The following is a 16,354-nucleotide window of genomic DNA, read 5'->3' on the forward strand; positions in this document are numbered from 1 at the left end:
GGAACGCTCACTTCCAGCGTGTGGTCAGGCCGAAACCCACAATGATCAGGCCGAAGCCGACCGCGAGGTTCCACTGACCGATCTGCGGGATCGGCAGGCCGAGGTCGGAACTCGTGAGGTAGAACGTCACGATCCAGACGAGGCCGAGGATCATCAGGGTCAGCATCACCGGAGCGAGCCAGCGCGGGTTGGTCGCCTCTCCGGGCAGCGCGACCTTCGCCTCGGACTTCTCAGCCTTGGGCGTGACCTTCTTCTTGTTGCGGGACTTCGACTCGGGCACGAGGCGGGCTCCTGTCCTGGGGTGGTCTGCCCGACGGGTGTGCCGAGCCGACGTCTGCTTTCTCTTGGACTAGCGTAGTGCTCCACAGGCCGCAGGCGTGACCAGACGCGTCAGTGGGTTTGTCAATTGTTGCAGGAGGGACGCGGTGACCGGAGCCGAACCGACCCCCGCGCCGTCCGCGAAGGGCAGCGCGACGGGTTTTTTCCGCGCCTCGATGCATGCGGGATGGCGGTCCTGGTTGAGCGTCGGCGGCGTGGCCGTGCTGGCCGGACTCATGTTCAGCGCGAGCGCTCGCCTGGCCGACGGCGGTGGTGCCGACACCCGTGACCCACAGGACCTCGCCCAGCTCGTGAGCGCCGAGACGGGCCGGGTCTCCGAGCTCAACGAGCGTGCCCGCGAGCTGGACCGGGAGATCGAGACCCTGAGCGCTCGCACCGGCACCACCGTCCCCAGGCTGGACGGCGACCTGGTCGAGCGCGAGGGGGTGGTGTCCGGCTCCGCGCCGGTCAGCGGTGCCGGGCTCACGGTGACGCTCGACGACGCGCCGTCGACGCCGGTCGGCGTGGGACCTGGCGGGGTGGAGCCGCAGCCCGACGACCTGGTGGTCCACCAGCAGGACCTGCAGCACGTGATCAACGCGCTGTGGGCCGGCGGGGCCGAGGCGATGACGCTGCAGGGTGAGCGCGTGACCTCGACGTCGGCGTTCCGTTGCTCGGGAAACATCCTGTTGCTGCACGGCAAGGTGTTCTCACCCCCCTACAAGGTGACGGCTGTCGGCAACCCGGCGAAGATGGAGTCGTCGCTGATGAGCTCCGAGGGTGTGCAGACGTATCTCGAGTACGTCGACTGGGTGCACCTGGGCTGGGACGTGCGACGCAGCGACAACCTGGACCTCCCCGCGTACGACGGCGGAGGTCTGCAGTATGCGACGGTTCCCGACGGTACGGAGGTCTTTGGATGACCCACGCGCAGGCCGGCCACAACGTGCCGCTGCCACAGGAGGTCTTCCCCATCGCGTATGAGCGCGGCCCCTCCGGCATGGGTCCGCGCAACGCGCGGCGCCCGAGCGGGTCGGCGGCGCCCATGCGGCCGGTCGCCTGGCTGATCGGCGTCCTGGGCGAGCTCCTGGTGACCGCCGGCGTCGTGCTCGGTCTCTTCGTGGTGTGGCAGCTCTGGTGGACCGACGTCGAGGGCGAGCGGGCTCAGAGCGAGATCATCGCCGAGATGGACTGGGAGGGCGCCCAGACCGGTCCGGCAACTTCCGTCGAACATCGGGACTCGCCGCCGGTCATGAAGGAACCGCCGGAGGCCGGGACCCTCTTCGCGCAGATGTTCATCCCCCGGTTCGGGGACGACTACATCAAGCCCGTCGCCGAGGGCACGGACAAGGCGACCGTGCTCGACACCATCGGCATCGGACACTACGACAGCACAGCGATGCCCGGTGGACTCGGCAACTTCGCCGTCGCCGCGCACCGCACCACCTACGGCAAGCCGTTCAACCAGATCGCGGAGCTCAAGGAAGGCGACGCCGTAGTGGTCCGTACCAAGGAGAACTGGTACGTCTACAAGGTCACCGAGTCGAAGATCGTCCTCCCGCAGAACGTGGAGGTGATCGCGCCGGTGCCCGGCGTGACCAAGGACCAGGACATGCCGAAGCTGACCAAGCGGTTCATCACCCTGACGTCCTGCCACCCGATGTTCTCCGCCACCGAGCGGTACATCGTGCACGGCGAGCTCGACTACTGGTCCCCTGTGGGCGAAGGCAAGCCGAAGGAGCTGATGGGCTGATGTACGGGCTGTTGTGGCGGGCCATCCCCGGACCCGGCTGGTTCAAGTTCCTGGTGTGCCTCGTGCTCATCTTCGGCGTGGTCGCCGTGTGCTTCACCGAGTTCTTCCCGTGGCTCAGCGAGTACATGCCGTTCAACGACACGACGGTCGGCGCGTAGCGGTCCTCGCCGTAGCATTTGACCATGACGCGCATCCTCGTCGTCGACAACTACGACTCGTTCGTCTATACGATCGTCGGCTACCTCGACCAGATCGGCGCCCGGACCGTAGTGGTCCGGAACGACGCCGTACCCTCCCCCGACGCCGACGGCCGCTACTGGTACGACGACGGCGACGGCTCCCCCGAGCCCTATGACGGCGTGCTCGTGTCCCCCGGACCCGGCACCCCCGCGGAGGCCGGTGCCTCCGAGGACGTCATCCGCGCCTGCGCCCGGTCCCGCACCCCGATGCTCGGGGTCTGCCTCGGGCACCAGGCCCTCGCCGAGGTGTACGGCGGCAAGGTGACCCACGCCCCGGAGCTCATGCACGGCAAGACGAGCCTCGTCGAGCACACCGGCCACGGCGTCCTCAGCGGTCTGCCCATGCCGTTCACCGCCACGCGGTACCACTCGCTCGCCGTGACGCCGGACAGCGTGCCGGCGGAGCTCGAGGTCACCTGCACGACGGCGTCGGGCATCGTCATGGGACTGCAGCACCGGGAGCTGCCGCTGCACGGCGTGCAGTTCCACCCGGAGTCCGTCCTCACCGAGGGTGGACACCGGCTGCTCGCGAACTGGCTGGAGGCCTGCGGGCTCGCGGGCGCGGTGGAGCGGGCAAAGGGAATGGCGCCGCTGGTCACCACGTGACCGACGACGCCATGCCTGTCCTGCGCTGACCGGTACCAACCGGTCAGCGCAGTCGCGTTACGGGAAGACGGGTTCGCCCTCGTCCTCGCCGCCCCCGCCTTCTCCCTCGCCGCCGCCTTCAGCGGGTCCGGTCGAGATCACGAGGCCGATGTAGGCGCCCTCCTCGACGGTGGTACCGGGCGGCGGGTCCGACGTGATGACCTGCCCGGCGGCGACGATCTCCGAAGCCTCCTCGGACGTCTGGTCACAGGTGATCTTCGCACCGGTACAGGCGACCTGGGCCTCGTCGAGCGTCTTGCCGACGAGGTCGTTGGGCACCTGCGTCTCCTTGGGCTCCGGCGCCACCGCGAGGTAGACCGTGACTCCCCGCCCCTGCGGTACGTCACCGGCTTCCGGGTCGGTGCGGACCACAGTGCCCGGCGCTGCCTCTTCGCTCTCTTCCTCGTCGTACTCGATGGTGCCGAGGCCAAGGTTCGCCAGCTGCGCGCTGGCACCTTCCTTGGACTGGCCGACGACGTTCGGGAGCGTCGTGTTGCCCGTCGAGAGATACAGGGTGACCGTGTCGCCTTCCTGCGCGGGCTGGCCTGCGCCGGGCTCGCTCTTGGTCACCAGGTCCTTCGCGATGTTCGGGCTGTTCTCCGTCTGGGAGGTGCCGAGAGTGAGGTTGAGCTCCTCGAGCTTGGCACGGGCGTCGGCCTCGGACAGGTTCTTCAGCTCGGGGACCGTGACCTGGCCCGGCGCGCCGGCGACGTAGACGATGACCGTCGAGTCAGGCTCGACCTCCTCGCCCGCCACCGGGTCGGTCGTCCCGGTGGTCCGTCCCTCGTCGAGGTCGGAGTCCTGGTCGATGGCCTGCTCGAACGTCAGTCCGGCCGCCTCGATCTGCGCCCTGGCCTCGTCGGCGCTCAGGCCCTCCGCGATCTCGGGCACGGGCACCGTCGTGGGCGCCCGGTTGCTGTTCGCGTTCTCCACCGCCATGGCGATAGCGATGGCCGCGACCGCCGCCAGGGCGATCCCGAGCAGCCACCACATGAGGGCCTTGCTCTTCTTCTCGGGCTCCTGCTGGTCGCGCGTCGGCTGGCCGGGGTATCCCCCACCGGGCGTGACCGGGCTCTGCTGCGCCGTCGCCGGACCCCAGCTCGGGGTCGGCGACATGACCTGCGTGGCGCCGTACGCGGGCTGGCCCGCGACCTGCGTCGCACCCATCATGGCGCCCACCATCGGCGCGCTGATCTGGCCGCCGCGCATCGCGGACTCCAGGTCGCGCCGGAACTCGGCGGCAGTGCTGTACCGCTGCTCACGGTCCTTCGTCAGCGCCTTGAGGGTGATGCGGTCCAGCACGTCGGGGACGTCGGTGGCGACCTCGGACGGGCGCTGCGGCTCCTGGCCCACGTGCTGGTACGCGACGGCCACGGGCGAGTCGCCCTGGAACGGCGGACGACCGGTGAGGAGCTCGAACAGCATGCAGCCGGTCGAGTACAGGTCGGAGCGGGTGTCGACCTGCTCGCCGCGGGCCTGCTCGGGGGAGAGGTACTGCGCGGTGCCGATGACGGCGTTCGTCTGCGTCATCGTCGCGGCGGAGTCGGCCATGGCCCGGGCGATGCCGAAGTCCATCACCTTGACCGCACCCGTAGGCGTGATCATGACGTTGGCGGGCTTGATGTCACGGTGCACGATGCCCGCGTGGTGCGAGTACTCCAGCGCGCTCAGCACGCCGACGGTGATCTCGACGGCCTCCTCGATGGGGACCGCGGCGCCGTCGGTCAGGATGTCGCGGACCGTGTGGCCCTCGACGTACTCCATGACGATGAACGGGACGTGCACGTCCTCGCCGGCGGCATTCTGGTGGATGTCCTCGCCCGTGTCGTACACGGCGACGACAGCGGGGTGGTTCAGCGCGGCGGCGGACTGCGCCTCGCGCCGGAAGCGCACCAGGAAGGACGGATCACGAGCGAGGTCGGAACGCAGCACCTTGATCGCGACGGTACGACCGAGACGGGTGTCGTGGCCGATGTGGACCTCGGCCATGCCGCCACGGCCGACAAGCTCGCCGACCTCGTAACGGCCGGCGAGTACGCGGGGCGTGTTCTCCACCACTCATACGTCCTTAGATGTCATGGCCGTCTGCCTCAGGGCATACGACTCGTTGAAAAACATCATCCCAGAAGCGGCTGCTGCGGCGGCTACCGGGGGATTCAGTGTTTCGCCGTGGATTTCGGAGGAACCCAACGGCTCCTGCAGAGCGCTGTTGTCACCGCCTCCGGAGACCAGCGTGATGATCAGCACCACCAGCAGCAGTGCGACCAGCGCGACAAGCGGCCAGGATACGCGGACCCCTATGCGGTCCTCGATCCCGCCCAGCCATCGCTGTACGTCCGACGACAGACTTCGTCGCTTCCCAGGGTGCCCCCCGGACCGCCCCTGCTGGGGGACCCGCCGTCCGTCCTGGCGTGTCGAGTGCAGATCGCGACGCGACGGGTAGGACCGCCCACCGTTCCCCACGCCGTTGCCGGCCGCCTGCGGTGGGACGTAGCCCGAACCGTGCGGCCGGCCGTAGGCGTCGGTCCCGTACGTGCCCGACGTGGTGCCGTAGCCCGCGGAGTCCGCCCCGTAACCGGCCGAGTCCGTGCCGTACTGCCCCGAGCCCGGGGCGCCGGCTGGGGTGCCCGGCGCGGGCGAATAGGGTCGCCCGTAGGCGTCCGTCCCGTGCGTGCCCGACGTCGTGCCGTAGCCGGCCGAGTCGGAACCGTGGGCTCCCGAGCCGAAAGGTCCCGAGCCGTATCCGCCGGCCGGGGTGCCGCGGTCCGGGCTGGGCGGCGCGGACTGCGCGTTCGTGACGGTGGTGTGCCGACCGCCGCTGGTCTGGCCGAACGGGGTCTGCCTGCGCGCGTGGGACGGGCCGGGCTGTGCCCCTGCTCCGCTGCGGCCGTTGCCCGACCGCTGCGGGCCGGACGACTGTCCGTCGCGGCGGGCCCTGCGTGCGTAGCGCGAGCTTCCGAACGGGTCCTCGGCGATCTCGGCGGCGAGCACGTCGAGGTGCCGCGCGAGCTGGTCCGCAGAGGAGATGCGCTGTGCCGGATCCTTCTCCAGCATCTGCGTGATCGTCTCGGAGAGTCCGGGGTGCACCGAGGTCGGCAGGAGCGGGACCGGCGCGTTGACGTGCGCGATGGCGATGTCGACGGGAGTCCTGCCGGTGAACGGACGACGGCCCGCCGTGGCCTCGTAGGCGACCACGCCGAGCGCGTAGATGTCGGACGCTCCGGTGGCCGACTGTCCCACCGCCTGCTCGGGCGACAGATACTGCGCGGTGCCCATGACCATGCCGGTGGCAGTCATGGGCACCTGGTTCTGCGCCACGGAGACACCGAAGTCGGTGATCTTCACCGTGCCGGAGTGCTCCAGCAGGATGTTGCCTGGTTTTACGTCGCGATGGACGACACCCGCGAGGTGGGCGGCGTGCAGCCCGCGGGCGGTCTGCGCCAGGATCGGCAGGAGCCGGGCCGGCGTCAGCACCGGCTCACGTTCGAGCAGGTCGGCGAGCGGCTCACCCCGGACCAGCTCCTGGACGAGGTAGCCGGCGCCGTTCTCCTCGCCGTAGTCGAACATCTGCGCGATGTTGGGGTGAACGAGGGTCGACGAGTTCCGGGCCTCCGTGCGCAGGCGACGAAGAAAGTCCTCGTTGCCCGTGTACTCCTCGCGGAGCACCTTCACGGCGATCTCGCGCGCGAGCTTCTCGTCGCGCGCCACCCAGACCTCGCCCATGCCGCCCATGGCGATGCGCCGTACGAGCGTGTAGCGCTCACCGAGCGTCAGACCCTCGACCGGTCTCATCTCGAGATCGCCGCCTGCATGATCTGTCGGGCGATGGGGCTGGCGAGAGCGCCACCGGTGGTCTCGTTGGTGGACTGACCCTCGTTCTCCAGCACGACCGCCACCGCGACCTGCGGGTCCTCGGACGGGGCGAACGACGTGAACCACAGCGTGGGCGACCGCGGGTTGTCCTCGGCGGTGCCGGTCTTGCCCGCCACCTGGACGCCCTGGATCTGCGCGCCCTTGCCGGAGCCCTCGTTGACGACCTCGACCATCATCTCGGTGAGCGCGTCCGCCGTGGACGACGAGAACGGGCTCTTGTAGCGGCTCGGCTTCGTCTGGCTGACGAGCTCCAGGTCGCTGTCCCGCACGCTCTGGATGAGATACGGCTCCATGAGGTCGCCGTCGTTGGCGACGGCGGCCGAGATCATGGCGACCTGGAGCGGCGTCATGCGGACGCTGCCCTGGCCGATGCCGGACAGCGAGACGCGGGCGGCCGAGTCGTCGTCCTCCTCGCCGCCGATGAGGCCGGGGTAGGCACCGATCGTGGTCGACATCGGGATCTCGAGCGACTCGGTGAACCCGAAGTCCTCGAACATCCGCTGCATCCCGTCCTTGCCGACCTCGTTGGCCAGGTCGAGGAACGCGGTGTTGCAGGAGATCGCCAGTGCCGCCTTGAGCGTCATCTTGCCCGAGGCGTCGCAGGACTCACCGCCGAAGTTCCCCACCTGACCGTTGGGGCCCGTCGTGCCGGGAAGCTGGTAGACGTCGGGCGCAGGGATCTCGGAGCCGGGGGTCACCCCGTTGTACTCGATGGCGGCGGCCGAGGTGAGCAGCTTGAATGCGGAGCCGGGCGGGAATGTGGCGTTGATGGTGCGGTTGATCGTGGGCCCGTAGGTGCTGAACCGCTCCTCGCCGTCCTCCGAGTTGACCTGCGGCTTCTGGTTCAGGAGCTCGTTGTAGGCCGCGGTCGCGTCCCCGGCGTTGTGCACCGCGATGGCGTTCGGGTCGAACGACGGCTTGGAGACCATCGCGAGGATGGCGCCGGTCTTCGGGTCCAGGGCGACGGCCGCGCCGGTGTAGTCCCCGAGGGCGTCCCAGGCGGCCTGCTGGACCTTGGGGTCGATGGTGAGCTCGACGGAGGAGCCCTGTGCCTCCTCACCGGTGATGAGGTTCTGCAGCCGGTCGAGCCAGAGCGAGTCGTCCTCGCCGCCGAGGTAGCCGTTCGCGAAGCGCTCGAGCCCCGTGTAGGTACCGGTGACAGCGAAGAAGCCGGTCAGCGGCGCGTAGACGCTGGCCGCGCCCGCGTCCCCGCCCGAGTAGGTGCGCTGGTACTTGTAGTCGTCGTCGACCTCTTCGGACGTCACGATCGGCTCGCCACCCACCACGATCGGCCCGCGGTCCCGGCCCAGCTCGCTGTAGATGTTCCGGAAGTTGCGCGGATCCTCGTTCAGGTCGTTCGCGGTGACGAACTGGATCCAGGTCGTCGAGACCATGAGGGCCAGGAACATGGCCATCACGACGGTCGAGAGGCGACGCAGGGTCGTGTTCACCGGTCCACCCCCCGGACGATCTGGGTCGCGTCGTCGGGCGTTGCGCCCCGGCCGGCGCCGGCCTCGGTTCCCGCCTGCACCGGGCCCATGCCGGGGCCTCCCACCTCGATGGCGTCGCCGCCCACCAGTGCGGGCGCCGGGTCGGCCAGCGCGCCGCGGGTGGGCAGGGCCGAGGGGCGTCGAGCGGCGTCGGAGATGCGCAGCATGAGGGCGATGACTATCCAGTTCGCGAGCAGGGAGGATCCGCCCTGCGCCATGAACGGCAGGGTCAGGCCGGTGAGCGGGATGATGCGGGTGATGCCGCCCACCACCACGAAGAGCTGCAGCGCCATGACGAACGCGAGGCCGCCGGCGAGCAGCTTGCCGAATCCGTCGCGCACACCGACCGCGTGGCGCAGTCCTCGCTGCACGATGACCAGGTAGATCAGCAGGATCGCCAGCAGGCCGGTGAGCCCGAGCTCCTCGCCGAGCGAGGCGTAGACGAAGTCGGAGAAAGCGAAAGGCACACGGTCCGGGTAGCCCTCGCCCCAGCCTGCGCCGAACATGCCGCCGTACGCCATGCCGAACATGCCCTGGACGATCTGGTAAGAGCCGCCGAAGTCGCGCTCGTACAGCTCCGCGTTGAGCGGGTCGAGCCAGACGTCCACGCGGGCCTGTACGTGGCTGAAGAACGACCAGGCAACGAGGGCGCCGCCGGCGAACATGGTGAGGCCGATGACGATCCAGCCCACCCGGTCGGTGGCGAGGTACAGCATGCCGACGAACAGGCCGAAGAACAGGAGCGACGTCCCGAGGTCCTTCTCGCCGATCAGGACCGCGAGCGACACGGCCCAGACGATCAGGATCGGGCCCAGGTCGCGCAGTCGGGGCAGCTGCAGGCCCACGAACTTCTTGCCGGCGAGGGCCAGGGTGTCCCTGTTCGCGACCAGATAGCCGGCAAAGAACACCGCGAAGGCGATCTTGGCGAACTCAGCAGGCTGCAGCGAGAACGGGCCGATGAAGATCCAGATCTGGGCGCCGTTGATCTCCTTGCCCAGTCCGGGGATCAGCGGCAGGATCACGAGGACGATACCCACGACCATCGCCGTGTAGGTCAGCCGCCGCAGGCCGCGGTGGTCCCGCAGCAGGAAGATGACGGCGCATGCGACGATGACGCCCAGTGCGGTCCACATGAGGTGGCGGGAGGCGTTCGCGCCTCGCATGTCCACCAGGTCCAGCCGCAGGACCATGGCCATGCTGACGCTGTTCAGCAGCACCACGGACGGCAGGATCACCTGGTCCGCGTACGGGGCGCGCAGGCGGAGCACGATGTGCGTGGTGAACGCCAGCGCGGCCAGGACTATCGAGTAGGTCCAGAAGCCCTCGGGCAGAGCGTCGTCCAGTGCGTAGCCGACCATCCACATGCCGCCCATGCCGAGGGCCAGCGCGACGATGAGCAGCACCGCCTCGGCGATGCGGGTGGGCGCCTTCTCCTCGAGCTGGAGGCCGCTCATCCGTTCGCCTCCTGGCTGGAGTCGCTCTTGGCGGTCGACCCGGACGTCGGCGAGGAGCTGTCGCCCGGCTCGTCGCTCGTCGAGGGGCTGGGTGACGGTGACGGGGACGGCTCGGCCTCCTCGGCGGCGTCCAGGATGAGGCGGTCGGCGCGTCCGCGGGCGTCCTCGAGCGACGTGGCCCGGATGGTCTCCTGCACGCGGTCCGCGATGAACCCGGGCAGCTCGTCGACGCGGGTGCCGGTGAGCTCGACCGGGGTCGAGAACGTCAGGGGACCTGCCGTCGCCGGGATACCCCGGAACACGGCGACCTGGCCGTCCGACTCGCCCACGTAGTACTGGGTCTGGGTCCAGCGGTAGCCGCCCCAACCGGCCAGGGCGAGGCCCACGATCAGGAGCAGCGCACCGAGCACGGTCAGCCAGACCCGCTTCCTCGCCGGGATCTCCTCCTCGCGGGCCTCTTCGTCGAGGTCGTCGTCGGGCTGGATGTCCGGCTGGTACTGCTCCTCGTCGGGGTCGCCCGCGATCATGGCCTGCTCGAGGGTGTCGGCGAGGCCGTCGCGCGCCGCGTCGTCGGGCAGGACGCCGACGGAGACCGGTGAGGGTGCGGTCTGGGCGCCTGACGGGACGGTTGACCGGGTGAAGCCGGTCACGGTGTCGCCGTCGATGCCGGAACCCGAGACGGGCAGAGCGGTGGGGGACGCCGGGTCACCCGCAGCGGTCACGCCGGCGAGTGCGGCCGAGCCGACGATCTCCGGCGCGGCGGTGGTGGCCGCCGCGGCATCGTCGAGGACGTCGGCGACGACGACGGTGATGTTGTCGGTGCTGCCCGCGCGCATGGACATCGAGACGAGCTGCTCGACGGCGTCCTGCGGGGCGCTGACCGAGATGAGCACCTCGGCGATCTCGTTGTCGGGCACGAAGCCGGACAGGCCGTCGGAGCAGAGCATCCAGCGGTCGCCGGGTACCGCCTCGCGGATCGAGAGGTCCGGTGTGAGGTCGAGGTCGAAGTCGCCCAGCACCCGCATCACGACGTTGCGCTGCGGGTGGGTCTCCGCCTCGTCGGGCGTGATCCGGCCGGTGTCGACCAGGTGCTGCACGAAGGTGTGGTCCACCGTGACCTGGGCCAGGGTGCCGTCGCGCAGCAGATACGCGCGCGAGTCGCCCAGGTGGGCCATGGCCAGCGTGTTGCCGGACTTCAGCAGCGCTGTGACGGTGGTGCCCATGCCGGCCAGGTCCGGGTCGGCCGTCGTCGCGTCGACGAGGTCCTGCCTGGCGCGGTCGATCGAGCGTTCGAGCTCGGACATCGACTGGTCGGAGCTGTGGTCGGGCCGGTCGAGGGCCACCAGGGCCGCGATGGTCAGCGCGGACGCGACGTCGCCGCCCGCGTGCCCGCCCATCCCGTCGGCCACGACGAGGAGGTTGGGGCCCGCGTAGGCGGAGTCCTGGTTGTTGGAGCGGACGAGGCCGACGTCGGAGCGCGCGGCATACCGCAAGGTCACGGTCACGTGATGGTCATCCCTGGAGCTCGACGACGGACTGTCCGATCTGCACACCCACACCGGGGGCGAGCGGCAGGACACCCTGCACCCGCTCCTCGCCGATGTACGTGCCGTTCGTGGAGCCGAGGTCCTCCACGAACCACTGGCCGCCCTGGGGGAAGATCCGTGCGTGACGGGACGACGAGTAGTCGTCGTCGAGCACGAGCGTGCAGCTCGGCGCGCGTCCGATCAGCACGCCGGACGAGGTGAGCGGGATGGTGGTACCCGTGAGCGGGCCTGCCACCACGACGAGCCGTGAAGGGCCGCCGCGCTGCGGAGCGCGGGGCGCGCCACCGGCCGGGGTCGGCGTCGGGGCCGGCCCCGCGAGCTCCGGCCGGCGCCGTCGGCCGCTGGGTGTGCGTGGTCCTGCCAGGTCGCGCCGGAGCACGGCGACGGCGGAGAGCACGAACACCCACAGCAGCACGAGGTAGCCCAGCCGAAGCAGGGTGAACGTCAGCTCGCTCATGTCGGGTTTTTCACCAGTCCTCGTTGTCTGCACCGGAAGCACTGCCGGTCCAGAACATGATGCGGGTACGGCCGATGGTCATGGTGTTGCCATCGAGCAGGGTCGCCGCCGGGACCTGGTGGCCCTCGACGTACAGGCCGTTGGTCGAGCCCATGTCGGTCGCGACGACGCCGTCCGGCGTCACGCGGATCTCGAGGTGACGGCGGGAGACTCCCGGGTCGTCCACGACGATGTCCGCCTCGGCGTCACGCCCGATGACGGTCACCGGTCCGGTGAGCAGGTACCGCTGACCATCGATGTCGATCAGCGGATGCCGGCCGGTCGGTGCGCCGGACGTCGCCGGGGCGACGCTTCCCTGCACGCTGCGCGACCGCACGGTGAAGCGGCCGGGCACCAGCTCGTACTGCTCGTCGAACGTCACGCTCACGGGGCCCACGAACGCGTAGTGCTGCGTCGCGGCGTACGCCGTGATGTTGGACGCGAGCTCGTCGGCGAGGGTCTGTGCCCCCCACGCCTCGATCTGGGCGAAGTCGTCGGGAGCGAGCTCGATGGTGAACTCGTTCGGGGCAACGGTACGGTCACGTCCGACGACCGCGGCACGGTCGTCCAGCTCGCGACGAAGCCTGCTCGCCAGTTCGACGGGCTTCACCTCGCCACGTCCCACCTTGGCGAACGCGTTGTTCATCATGCGCTCCACGCTCTTCTCGAAGCGGTCCAGGGCGCCCATGCCACCTCCTTCCGGGTCTGCGCCGGGCAGACTACCTAGATCGTATAGACCGGTCGGTCCCCGCAGACTCCATTACTGTGGATGTCCTGCGGATCTTCTCCGATCTTCCCTCAGGTGGCGCGGTGAAGAGAGGCGTGGGCGGATCCGCACGCTACCGGACCTGCGGCAAGACGTGAACCACTTCACGCTTATTGGATTCGGAGACGACGTCCGTGCCGTGCTAGCCTCTCATCCAGCAGCGCGCGAGTGGCGGAATAGGCAGACGCGCACGGTTCAGGTCCGTGTGCCCGAAAGGGCGTGGGGGTTCAACTCCCCCCTCGCGCACGTTGTTACGAAAGGCCCCGGCTCATCGAGTCGGGGCCTTCGTCATGCCCGGACCTGCGCTGATCCTGGCGCCTGACATGGGCACTTCTCCCCAGCCGGTTCGCCAGCAATCAGCACTGCGGTTCAGGCCGGCCGTAGGACCTCCAACCGCCCTGGCTGCCCGACGGCGGCGGCCCGGCCTGGCGGGAAGCGGCCACCCGCGCCCGGGGTCACCGAGCCCAGCACGCTCGGGCGCCGCGCACCCGTGGCCCCCGGCAGCACGCCGGGCAGGCCGTACCAGGTGTGCCAGCCCAGCACGGCGAAAGCCAGCGCCTCCTTCGCCTGGCTCGGCACGCCCAGCTCGTCGGACGTGCGGACGGTGACGCCGGGCAGCTCCGCCCGGAGCGCGGCCATCAGAACCGGGTTGCGGGTGCCGCCACCCGAGGTGACGACCTCGGTGGCGGTGTGCCGGACGGCGTCCGCCACGGTGCGGGCGGTGAGCGCGACGAGGGTGGTGAGCAGGTCCTCCGGCGTCGGCGGTGTGGGGCCGAGGCGAGCCAGCAGGTAGTCGAGGTGGAACAGCTCCTTGCCCGTCGACTTCGGTGCCGGGCGCGCGTAGTAGGGCTCGTCGAGCAGGCGTGCGAGGAGGTCGGGGAGCACCTGCCCGCGGGCGGCGAGACCGCCGTCGGCGTCGAAGGTGAGGCGGCCGTTCGTGACGTGGCGCGTTGTGGCGTCCAGCAGGGCGCAGGCCGGGCCAGTGTCGAACGTGTGGGTCTGGACAGGCTCGACCACCGGAGGGACACGCTCGACCACCGGGGGAGTCGAGGGCAGCACCGTCACGTTCGCGATACCGCCCAGATTGAGCGCGACCGGCGAACCCGGGCGGCCCGCGAGCCACAGAGCGTCGAACAGACCCACCAGGGGAGCGCCCTGCCCACCCGCTGCGACGTCGCGCGTGCGGAGGCCCGAGACGACGGGCAGCCCGGTCGCCTCGGCGATCCATGCGGCCTCACCGATCTGCAGGGTGCCGAGCACGCCACCGCCGTCGGGCGCCCAGTGGAAGACGGTCTGTCCGTGCGACACGACGAGGTCGGCGCGACCTCCGCAGAGCTCGGCAACGGAGCGCGCGGCGACGTCGGCGAAGGCCTGCCCGATCTCGGTGTCCAGCCTGCACACGGTCTCCAGCGTGGTGCGGGCCGGGGGGAGCGCCGCCACGAGCTCGGACCGGAGGGACGGCGGGTAGGGGACCGAGAGGTGTCCCAGCGGCGTGAGCGTCAGCGTGTCGTCGGCGAGCCGGAGCTCGCACGCGGCGGCGTCCACCGCGTCGTGGGACGTGCCGGACATGAGTCCGACCACGCGCAGAGCAGTCGATGTATCCCCAGGTGAAGACTGCTTTTCAGGCAACGGGTCCACCATCAGATCGACTCCTCCGGTCGGGTTTGCGCCAGTGTTACCCCCTTGCCCCTACTTTGCGCCACAATCTGCACCATGCTCGACGTCTCGATCGCCCCAGCTCCGGCGCCGGACGCGCCGTTCGAGGACCACATCGAATGGGCGCGCAACGCCCCTGCGACTCCTTCGACCCCCGCGGCGCTGTTCACCGACGGGCTTGCCGACACCCCCGTCGGCGACCGTCTCACGATCGACGCACCGGAGTGGGACTACCCCGCCCTCGCTCGCGAGGTCGTGCTCAGGTCCCGGGGTGCCGTGCTCGACATCGGCACCCGCAACGGCGACTTCTTCGCGGGCCTCGGCCCGCTTCCGAGGGGGTCGGCCGCCACGGAGACCGGCCCCGCCTTTCTCACCGCCCGACGCCGTCTGGAACCGCTCGGCGTCGACGTACGCCGGGCGGAGCCGTCCTGGAACGGCGACATGCTGCTGCCCTTCTTCGACGGCCAGTACAGCGTGGTGCTGAGCCGCTTCAGCACCATCGACCCCGACGAGGTGGGTCGCGTGCTGGAGCCCGGCGGTACGTTCCTCACCGAGCAGGTGGACACGCGGGACGGCATAGTCCTCAACCGGGCACTCGGCGTGGCGCTCGGCTGGGACCCGGACGCCGTCACCGTCGACGTGATCTCCGACGGGCTCGTCGCCTCCGGCCTGGAGATCGTCGAGGCCAAGGAGCACACCGGGACGCGCACGTTCACCGACCTGTCCTCCGTGCTCTGGTACCTGCGGAGCGCGGCGTGGCAGGTCCCGGACCTCGCCGGTCTCAGCCCGTCCGCCGTCGCGCGGCACGAGGCAGGGCTGCGTGCGCTGCACATGCACTTCGCGACGGGCAACGAGCTCGTCGACGAGGCCCCGCGCATCCTGGTCACGGCCCGCCGACCGTTCTGAGCAGGCTCGTCACCGCCTCCGCCATCGCCTCCGGTGGCACGTCCGTCCCGTGCCCCGGCAGGGTCACCCGACGTGCCGCCGGCAACACGGCCGCCAGAGACTCCGCGGCGCGCTTGACGGACGCGGCGCTCCCGGCCCCGTTCGCCACGAGGACCCGCTGGGTGATCTGGTGCCACCGGCCCATGAGGGCCCGGTGGCCCAGCGTGATGCCCGCGAGGATCCGACCGTCGTAGGCGATGGTCGGGGCGATCGCCTCGAGGCCTGCCCACGAGGGCGACTCCCGCATGCGCGGCAGCAGTCCGCACGGCAGGCCGACCACGTCGAGGAACAGCTCGACGGCGCTGCCGGGGTCGCCCACCTCCACGCAGATCTCCACCCCGGCGATCATCCGGGGATCGGTGGGTGGCTCGCCGCTCGCGATGTCGTACGTCGGCTCGTAGCAGAGCACGCCCGTGACGTCTGCCCCCAGGTCGGCCGCCGCGCGCAGTGCGAGGAACGTGCCGGAGGAGATACCGAGCAGCGCGGCCGGACCTGTGACCTCCAGCAGGGCGGCGATGTCGTCGATCTCCCGGTCCACGCTGTACGGGGGAGTGTCTCCGCTCCCGCCGCGCCCGCGCCGGTCGTAGCGCAGCGTCGTGGCCCGGTCGCCCAGCGCGGACGCCACGGCGAGCGTGACGGGCAGGCGGTGGGCGAGCACACCGTCGACCACCACTATCGCGGGCGCCAGACCGGGGGTCGGTCCGGTGAGGTCGTACGCGATGTGGGTGCCGTCTGCCGACGTCGTGAAGGAGTCGACGGTGATGGTCGTCATGCAGGGCAGACGGACCGGCGCCCCAAAAGTCGTCGCTCCGACGGATGCTCGAGGCTATCGATCTCGTGCCGATTTTCGCCGCGAGGAAAAAACCTGGGCGGCCGCCGCCCCGAGGCGTAGGTTCGTAGGCACATGAGAAAAGGAGGTGATCCGAGCAGTGATTTCACATCGGACCCATGAGGTGGTCGCGCGCTAGTCGCGTGACGCGCAAGCGTTTCGCGCCGACGCCGGTCGGAAGGCTCAGCACGGGGCCTTCCTGATCTGCCAGGCGCAACGGGACAAGGTGGCGAATTTCTCGCGACCACCGGAGCCCGCGGGTGCCGTGCCCTCGTCCAGCACGGCTGACACAAGTCGCCCCGCGGGCTTTCCCGCGCCTCCGGCCGGGGAGAATGCTCACGTG

15 protein-coding genes and 1 tRNA gene are annotated in these 16,354 nt (G+C 70.2%); 6 read left to right on the forward strand and 10 right to left on the reverse strand.

Features of this window, described 5'->3' with window-relative positions; translation table 11 throughout:
• Positions 1-7: 7 nt before the first annotated feature.
• Entirely contained in the window at positions 8-280 is a 273-nt protein-coding gene (locus tag ACQEVI_RS11540; RefSeq protein ID WP_432898471.1) for a cell division protein CrgA, read from the reverse strand.
• A 145-nt stretch (positions 281-425) separates the two neighbouring features.
• Here ACQEVI_RS11540 and ACQEVI_RS11545 point away from each other — a divergent pair, with 145 nt between their 5' ends.
• From ACQEVI_RS11545 to ACQEVI_RS11560, 4 genes are read left to right on the forward strand one after another with little or no spacing between them, the layout of a single operon-like run.
• Positions 426-1,241, forward strand: a complete 816-nt coding sequence (locus ACQEVI_RS11545) for a DUF881 domain-containing protein (protein WP_432898474.1) — start codon at positions 426-428, stop codon at positions 1,239-1,241.
• On the forward strand, positions 1,238-2,071 hold the full coding sequence (locus tag ACQEVI_RS11550; protein WP_432898477.1) for a class E sortase: 834 nt from the start codon (positions 1,238-1,240) through the stop codon (positions 2,069-2,071). The genes ACQEVI_RS11545 and ACQEVI_RS11550 overlap by 4 nt, the downstream gene beginning before the upstream one ends.
• On the forward strand, positions 2,071-2,229 hold the full coding sequence (locus tag ACQEVI_RS11555; protein ID WP_357448182.1) for a hypothetical protein: 159 nt from the start codon (positions 2,071-2,073) through the stop codon (positions 2,227-2,229). The genes ACQEVI_RS11550 and ACQEVI_RS11555 overlap by 1 nt, the downstream gene beginning before the upstream one ends.
• Positions 2,230-2,253: 24 nt before the next feature.
• Positions 2,254-2,916 carry an aminodeoxychorismate/anthranilate synthase component II gene (locus ACQEVI_RS11560; RefSeq protein WP_432898480.1) on the forward strand — a complete coding sequence of 221 codons (663 nt, stop codon included), beginning with the start codon at positions 2,254-2,256 and terminating at the stop codon, positions 2,914-2,916.
• Positions 2,917-2,973: 57 nt separating this feature from the next.
• On the opposite strand, the gene pknB is transcribed toward ACQEVI_RS11560, so the two are convergent.
• Genes pknB through ACQEVI_RS11595 form a run of 7 tightly spaced genes read right to left on the reverse strand, consistent with a single transcriptional unit; the run spans position 2,974 to position 12,503 of the window.
• A complete protein-coding gene (gene pknB / locus ACQEVI_RS11565) occupies positions 2,974-5,013 on the reverse strand; it encodes a Stk1 family PASTA domain-containing Ser/Thr kinase (RefSeq protein ID WP_432898483.1) in 2,040 nt (679 codons plus the stop codon).
• Entirely contained in the window at positions 5,014-6,747 is a 1,734-nt protein-coding gene (locus ACQEVI_RS11570) for a protein kinase domain-containing protein (RefSeq protein ID WP_432898485.1), read from the reverse strand.
• Positions 6,744-8,279 (reverse strand): peptidoglycan D,D-transpeptidase FtsI family protein, encoded by a 1,536-nt coding sequence (locus ACQEVI_RS11575; protein ID WP_432898488.1) that lies wholly within the window; start codon positions 8,277-8,279, stop codon positions 6,744-6,746. The genes ACQEVI_RS11570 and ACQEVI_RS11575 overlap by 4 nt, the downstream gene beginning before the upstream one ends.
• Positions 8,276-9,772, reverse strand: a complete 1,497-nt coding sequence (locus tag ACQEVI_RS11580; RefSeq protein ID WP_432898491.1) for an FtsW/RodA/SpoVE family cell cycle protein — start codon at positions 9,770-9,772, stop codon at positions 8,276-8,278. Before ACQEVI_RS11580 ends, ACQEVI_RS11575 begins: the two co-directional genes overlap by 4 nt.
• The gene (locus tag ACQEVI_RS11585; RefSeq protein WP_432898494.1) at positions 9,769-11,277 is read right to left on the reverse strand and encodes a PP2C family protein-serine/threonine phosphatase; all 1,509 of its coding nucleotides are present in this window, start codon (positions 11,275-11,277) and stop codon (positions 9,769-9,771) included. The genes ACQEVI_RS11580 and ACQEVI_RS11585 overlap by 4 nt, the downstream gene beginning before the upstream one ends.
• Positions 11,278-11,284: 7 nt before the next feature.
• Positions 11,285-11,776 carry an FHA domain-containing protein FhaB/FipA gene (locus ACQEVI_RS11590; RefSeq protein ID WP_357448197.1) on the reverse strand — a complete coding sequence of 164 codons (492 nt, stop codon included), beginning with the start codon at positions 11,774-11,776 and terminating at the stop codon, positions 11,285-11,287.
• Positions 11,777-11,786: 10 nt separating this feature from the next.
• The gene (locus ACQEVI_RS11595) at positions 11,787-12,503 is read right to left on the reverse strand and encodes an FhaA domain-containing protein (protein WP_020017306.1); all 717 of its coding nucleotides are present in this window, start codon (positions 12,501-12,503) and stop codon (positions 11,787-11,789) included.
• 240 nt (positions 12,504-12,743) lie between these two features.
• On the opposite strand from ACQEVI_RS11595, the gene ACQEVI_RS11600 reads away from it, so the two are divergent.
• Positions 12,744-12,827: transfer RNA gene (locus ACQEVI_RS11600), tRNA-Leu, on the forward strand.
• A gap of 123 nt (positions 12,828-12,950) precedes the next feature.
• On the opposite strand, the gene ACQEVI_RS11605 is transcribed toward ACQEVI_RS11600, so the two are convergent.
• Positions 12,951-14,222, reverse strand: a complete 1,272-nt coding sequence (locus ACQEVI_RS11605) for an anhydro-N-acetylmuramic acid kinase (RefSeq protein WP_432898499.1) — start codon at positions 14,220-14,222, stop codon at positions 12,951-12,953.
• 72 nt (positions 14,223-14,294) lie between these two features.
• Here ACQEVI_RS11605 and ACQEVI_RS11610 point away from each other — a divergent pair, with 72 nt between their 5' ends.
• A complete protein-coding gene (locus ACQEVI_RS11610; protein ID WP_432898502.1) occupies positions 14,295-15,143 on the forward strand; it encodes a class I SAM-dependent methyltransferase in 849 nt (282 codons plus the stop codon).
• Here the strand turns inward: ACQEVI_RS11610 and ACQEVI_RS11615 are convergent.
• Positions 15,121-15,954 (reverse strand): alpha/beta fold hydrolase, encoded by an 834-nt coding sequence (locus tag ACQEVI_RS11615; RefSeq protein ID WP_432898505.1) that lies wholly within the window; start codon positions 15,952-15,954, stop codon positions 15,121-15,123. The two genes, ACQEVI_RS11610 and ACQEVI_RS11615, sit on opposite strands and share 23 nt — an antisense overlap.
• Between the last annotated feature and the right edge of the window lie 400 nt (positions 15,955-16,354).

Origin of the sequence: Promicromonospora sp. CA-289599, from assembly GCF_050936155.1 — a bacterium.
Classification (GTDB): Bacteria; Actinomycetota; Actinomycetes; order Actinomycetales; family Cellulomonadaceae; genus Promicromonospora.

Bases quoted from the DNA above. Each gene is read 5' to 3' on its own strand.
- ACQEVI_RS11555 (WP_357448182.1), top strand. From the start codon at position 2,071: ATGTACGGGCTGTTGTGGCGGGCCATCCCCGGACCCGGCTGGTTCAAG.
- ACQEVI_RS11615 (WP_432898505.1), bottom strand. From the start codon at position 15,954: ATGACGACCATCACCGTCGACTCCTTCACGACGTCGGCAGACGGCACC.
- ACQEVI_RS11610 (WP_432898502.1), top strand. From the start codon at position 14,295: ATGCTCGACGTCTCGATCGCCCCAGCTCCGGCGCCGGACGCGCCGTTC.
- ACQEVI_RS11595 (WP_020017306.1), bottom strand. From the start codon at position 12,503: ATGGGCGCCCTGGACCGCTTCGAGAAGAGCGTGGAGCGCATGATGAAC.
- ACQEVI_RS11560 (WP_432898480.1), top strand. From the start codon at position 2,254: ATGACGCGCATCCTCGTCGTCGACAACTACGACTCGTTCGTCTATACG.
- ACQEVI_RS11605 (WP_432898499.1), bottom strand. From the start codon at position 14,222: ATGGTGGACCCGTTGCCTGAAAAGCAGTCTTCACCTGGGGATACATCG.
- ACQEVI_RS11570 (WP_432898485.1), bottom strand. From the start codon at position 6,747: ATGAGACCGGTCGAGGGTCTGACGCTCGGTGAGCGCTACACGCTCGTA.
- ACQEVI_RS11550 (WP_432898477.1), top strand. From the start codon at position 1,238: ATGACCCACGCGCAGGCCGGCCACAACGTGCCGCTGCCACAGGAGGTC.
- ACQEVI_RS11580 (WP_432898491.1), bottom strand. From the start codon at position 9,772: ATGAGCGGCCTCCAGCTCGAGGAGAAGGCGCCCACCCGCATCGCCGAG.
- ACQEVI_RS11590 (WP_357448197.1), bottom strand. From the start codon at position 11,776: ATGAGCGAGCTGACGTTCACCCTGCTTCGGCTGGGCTACCTCGTGCTG.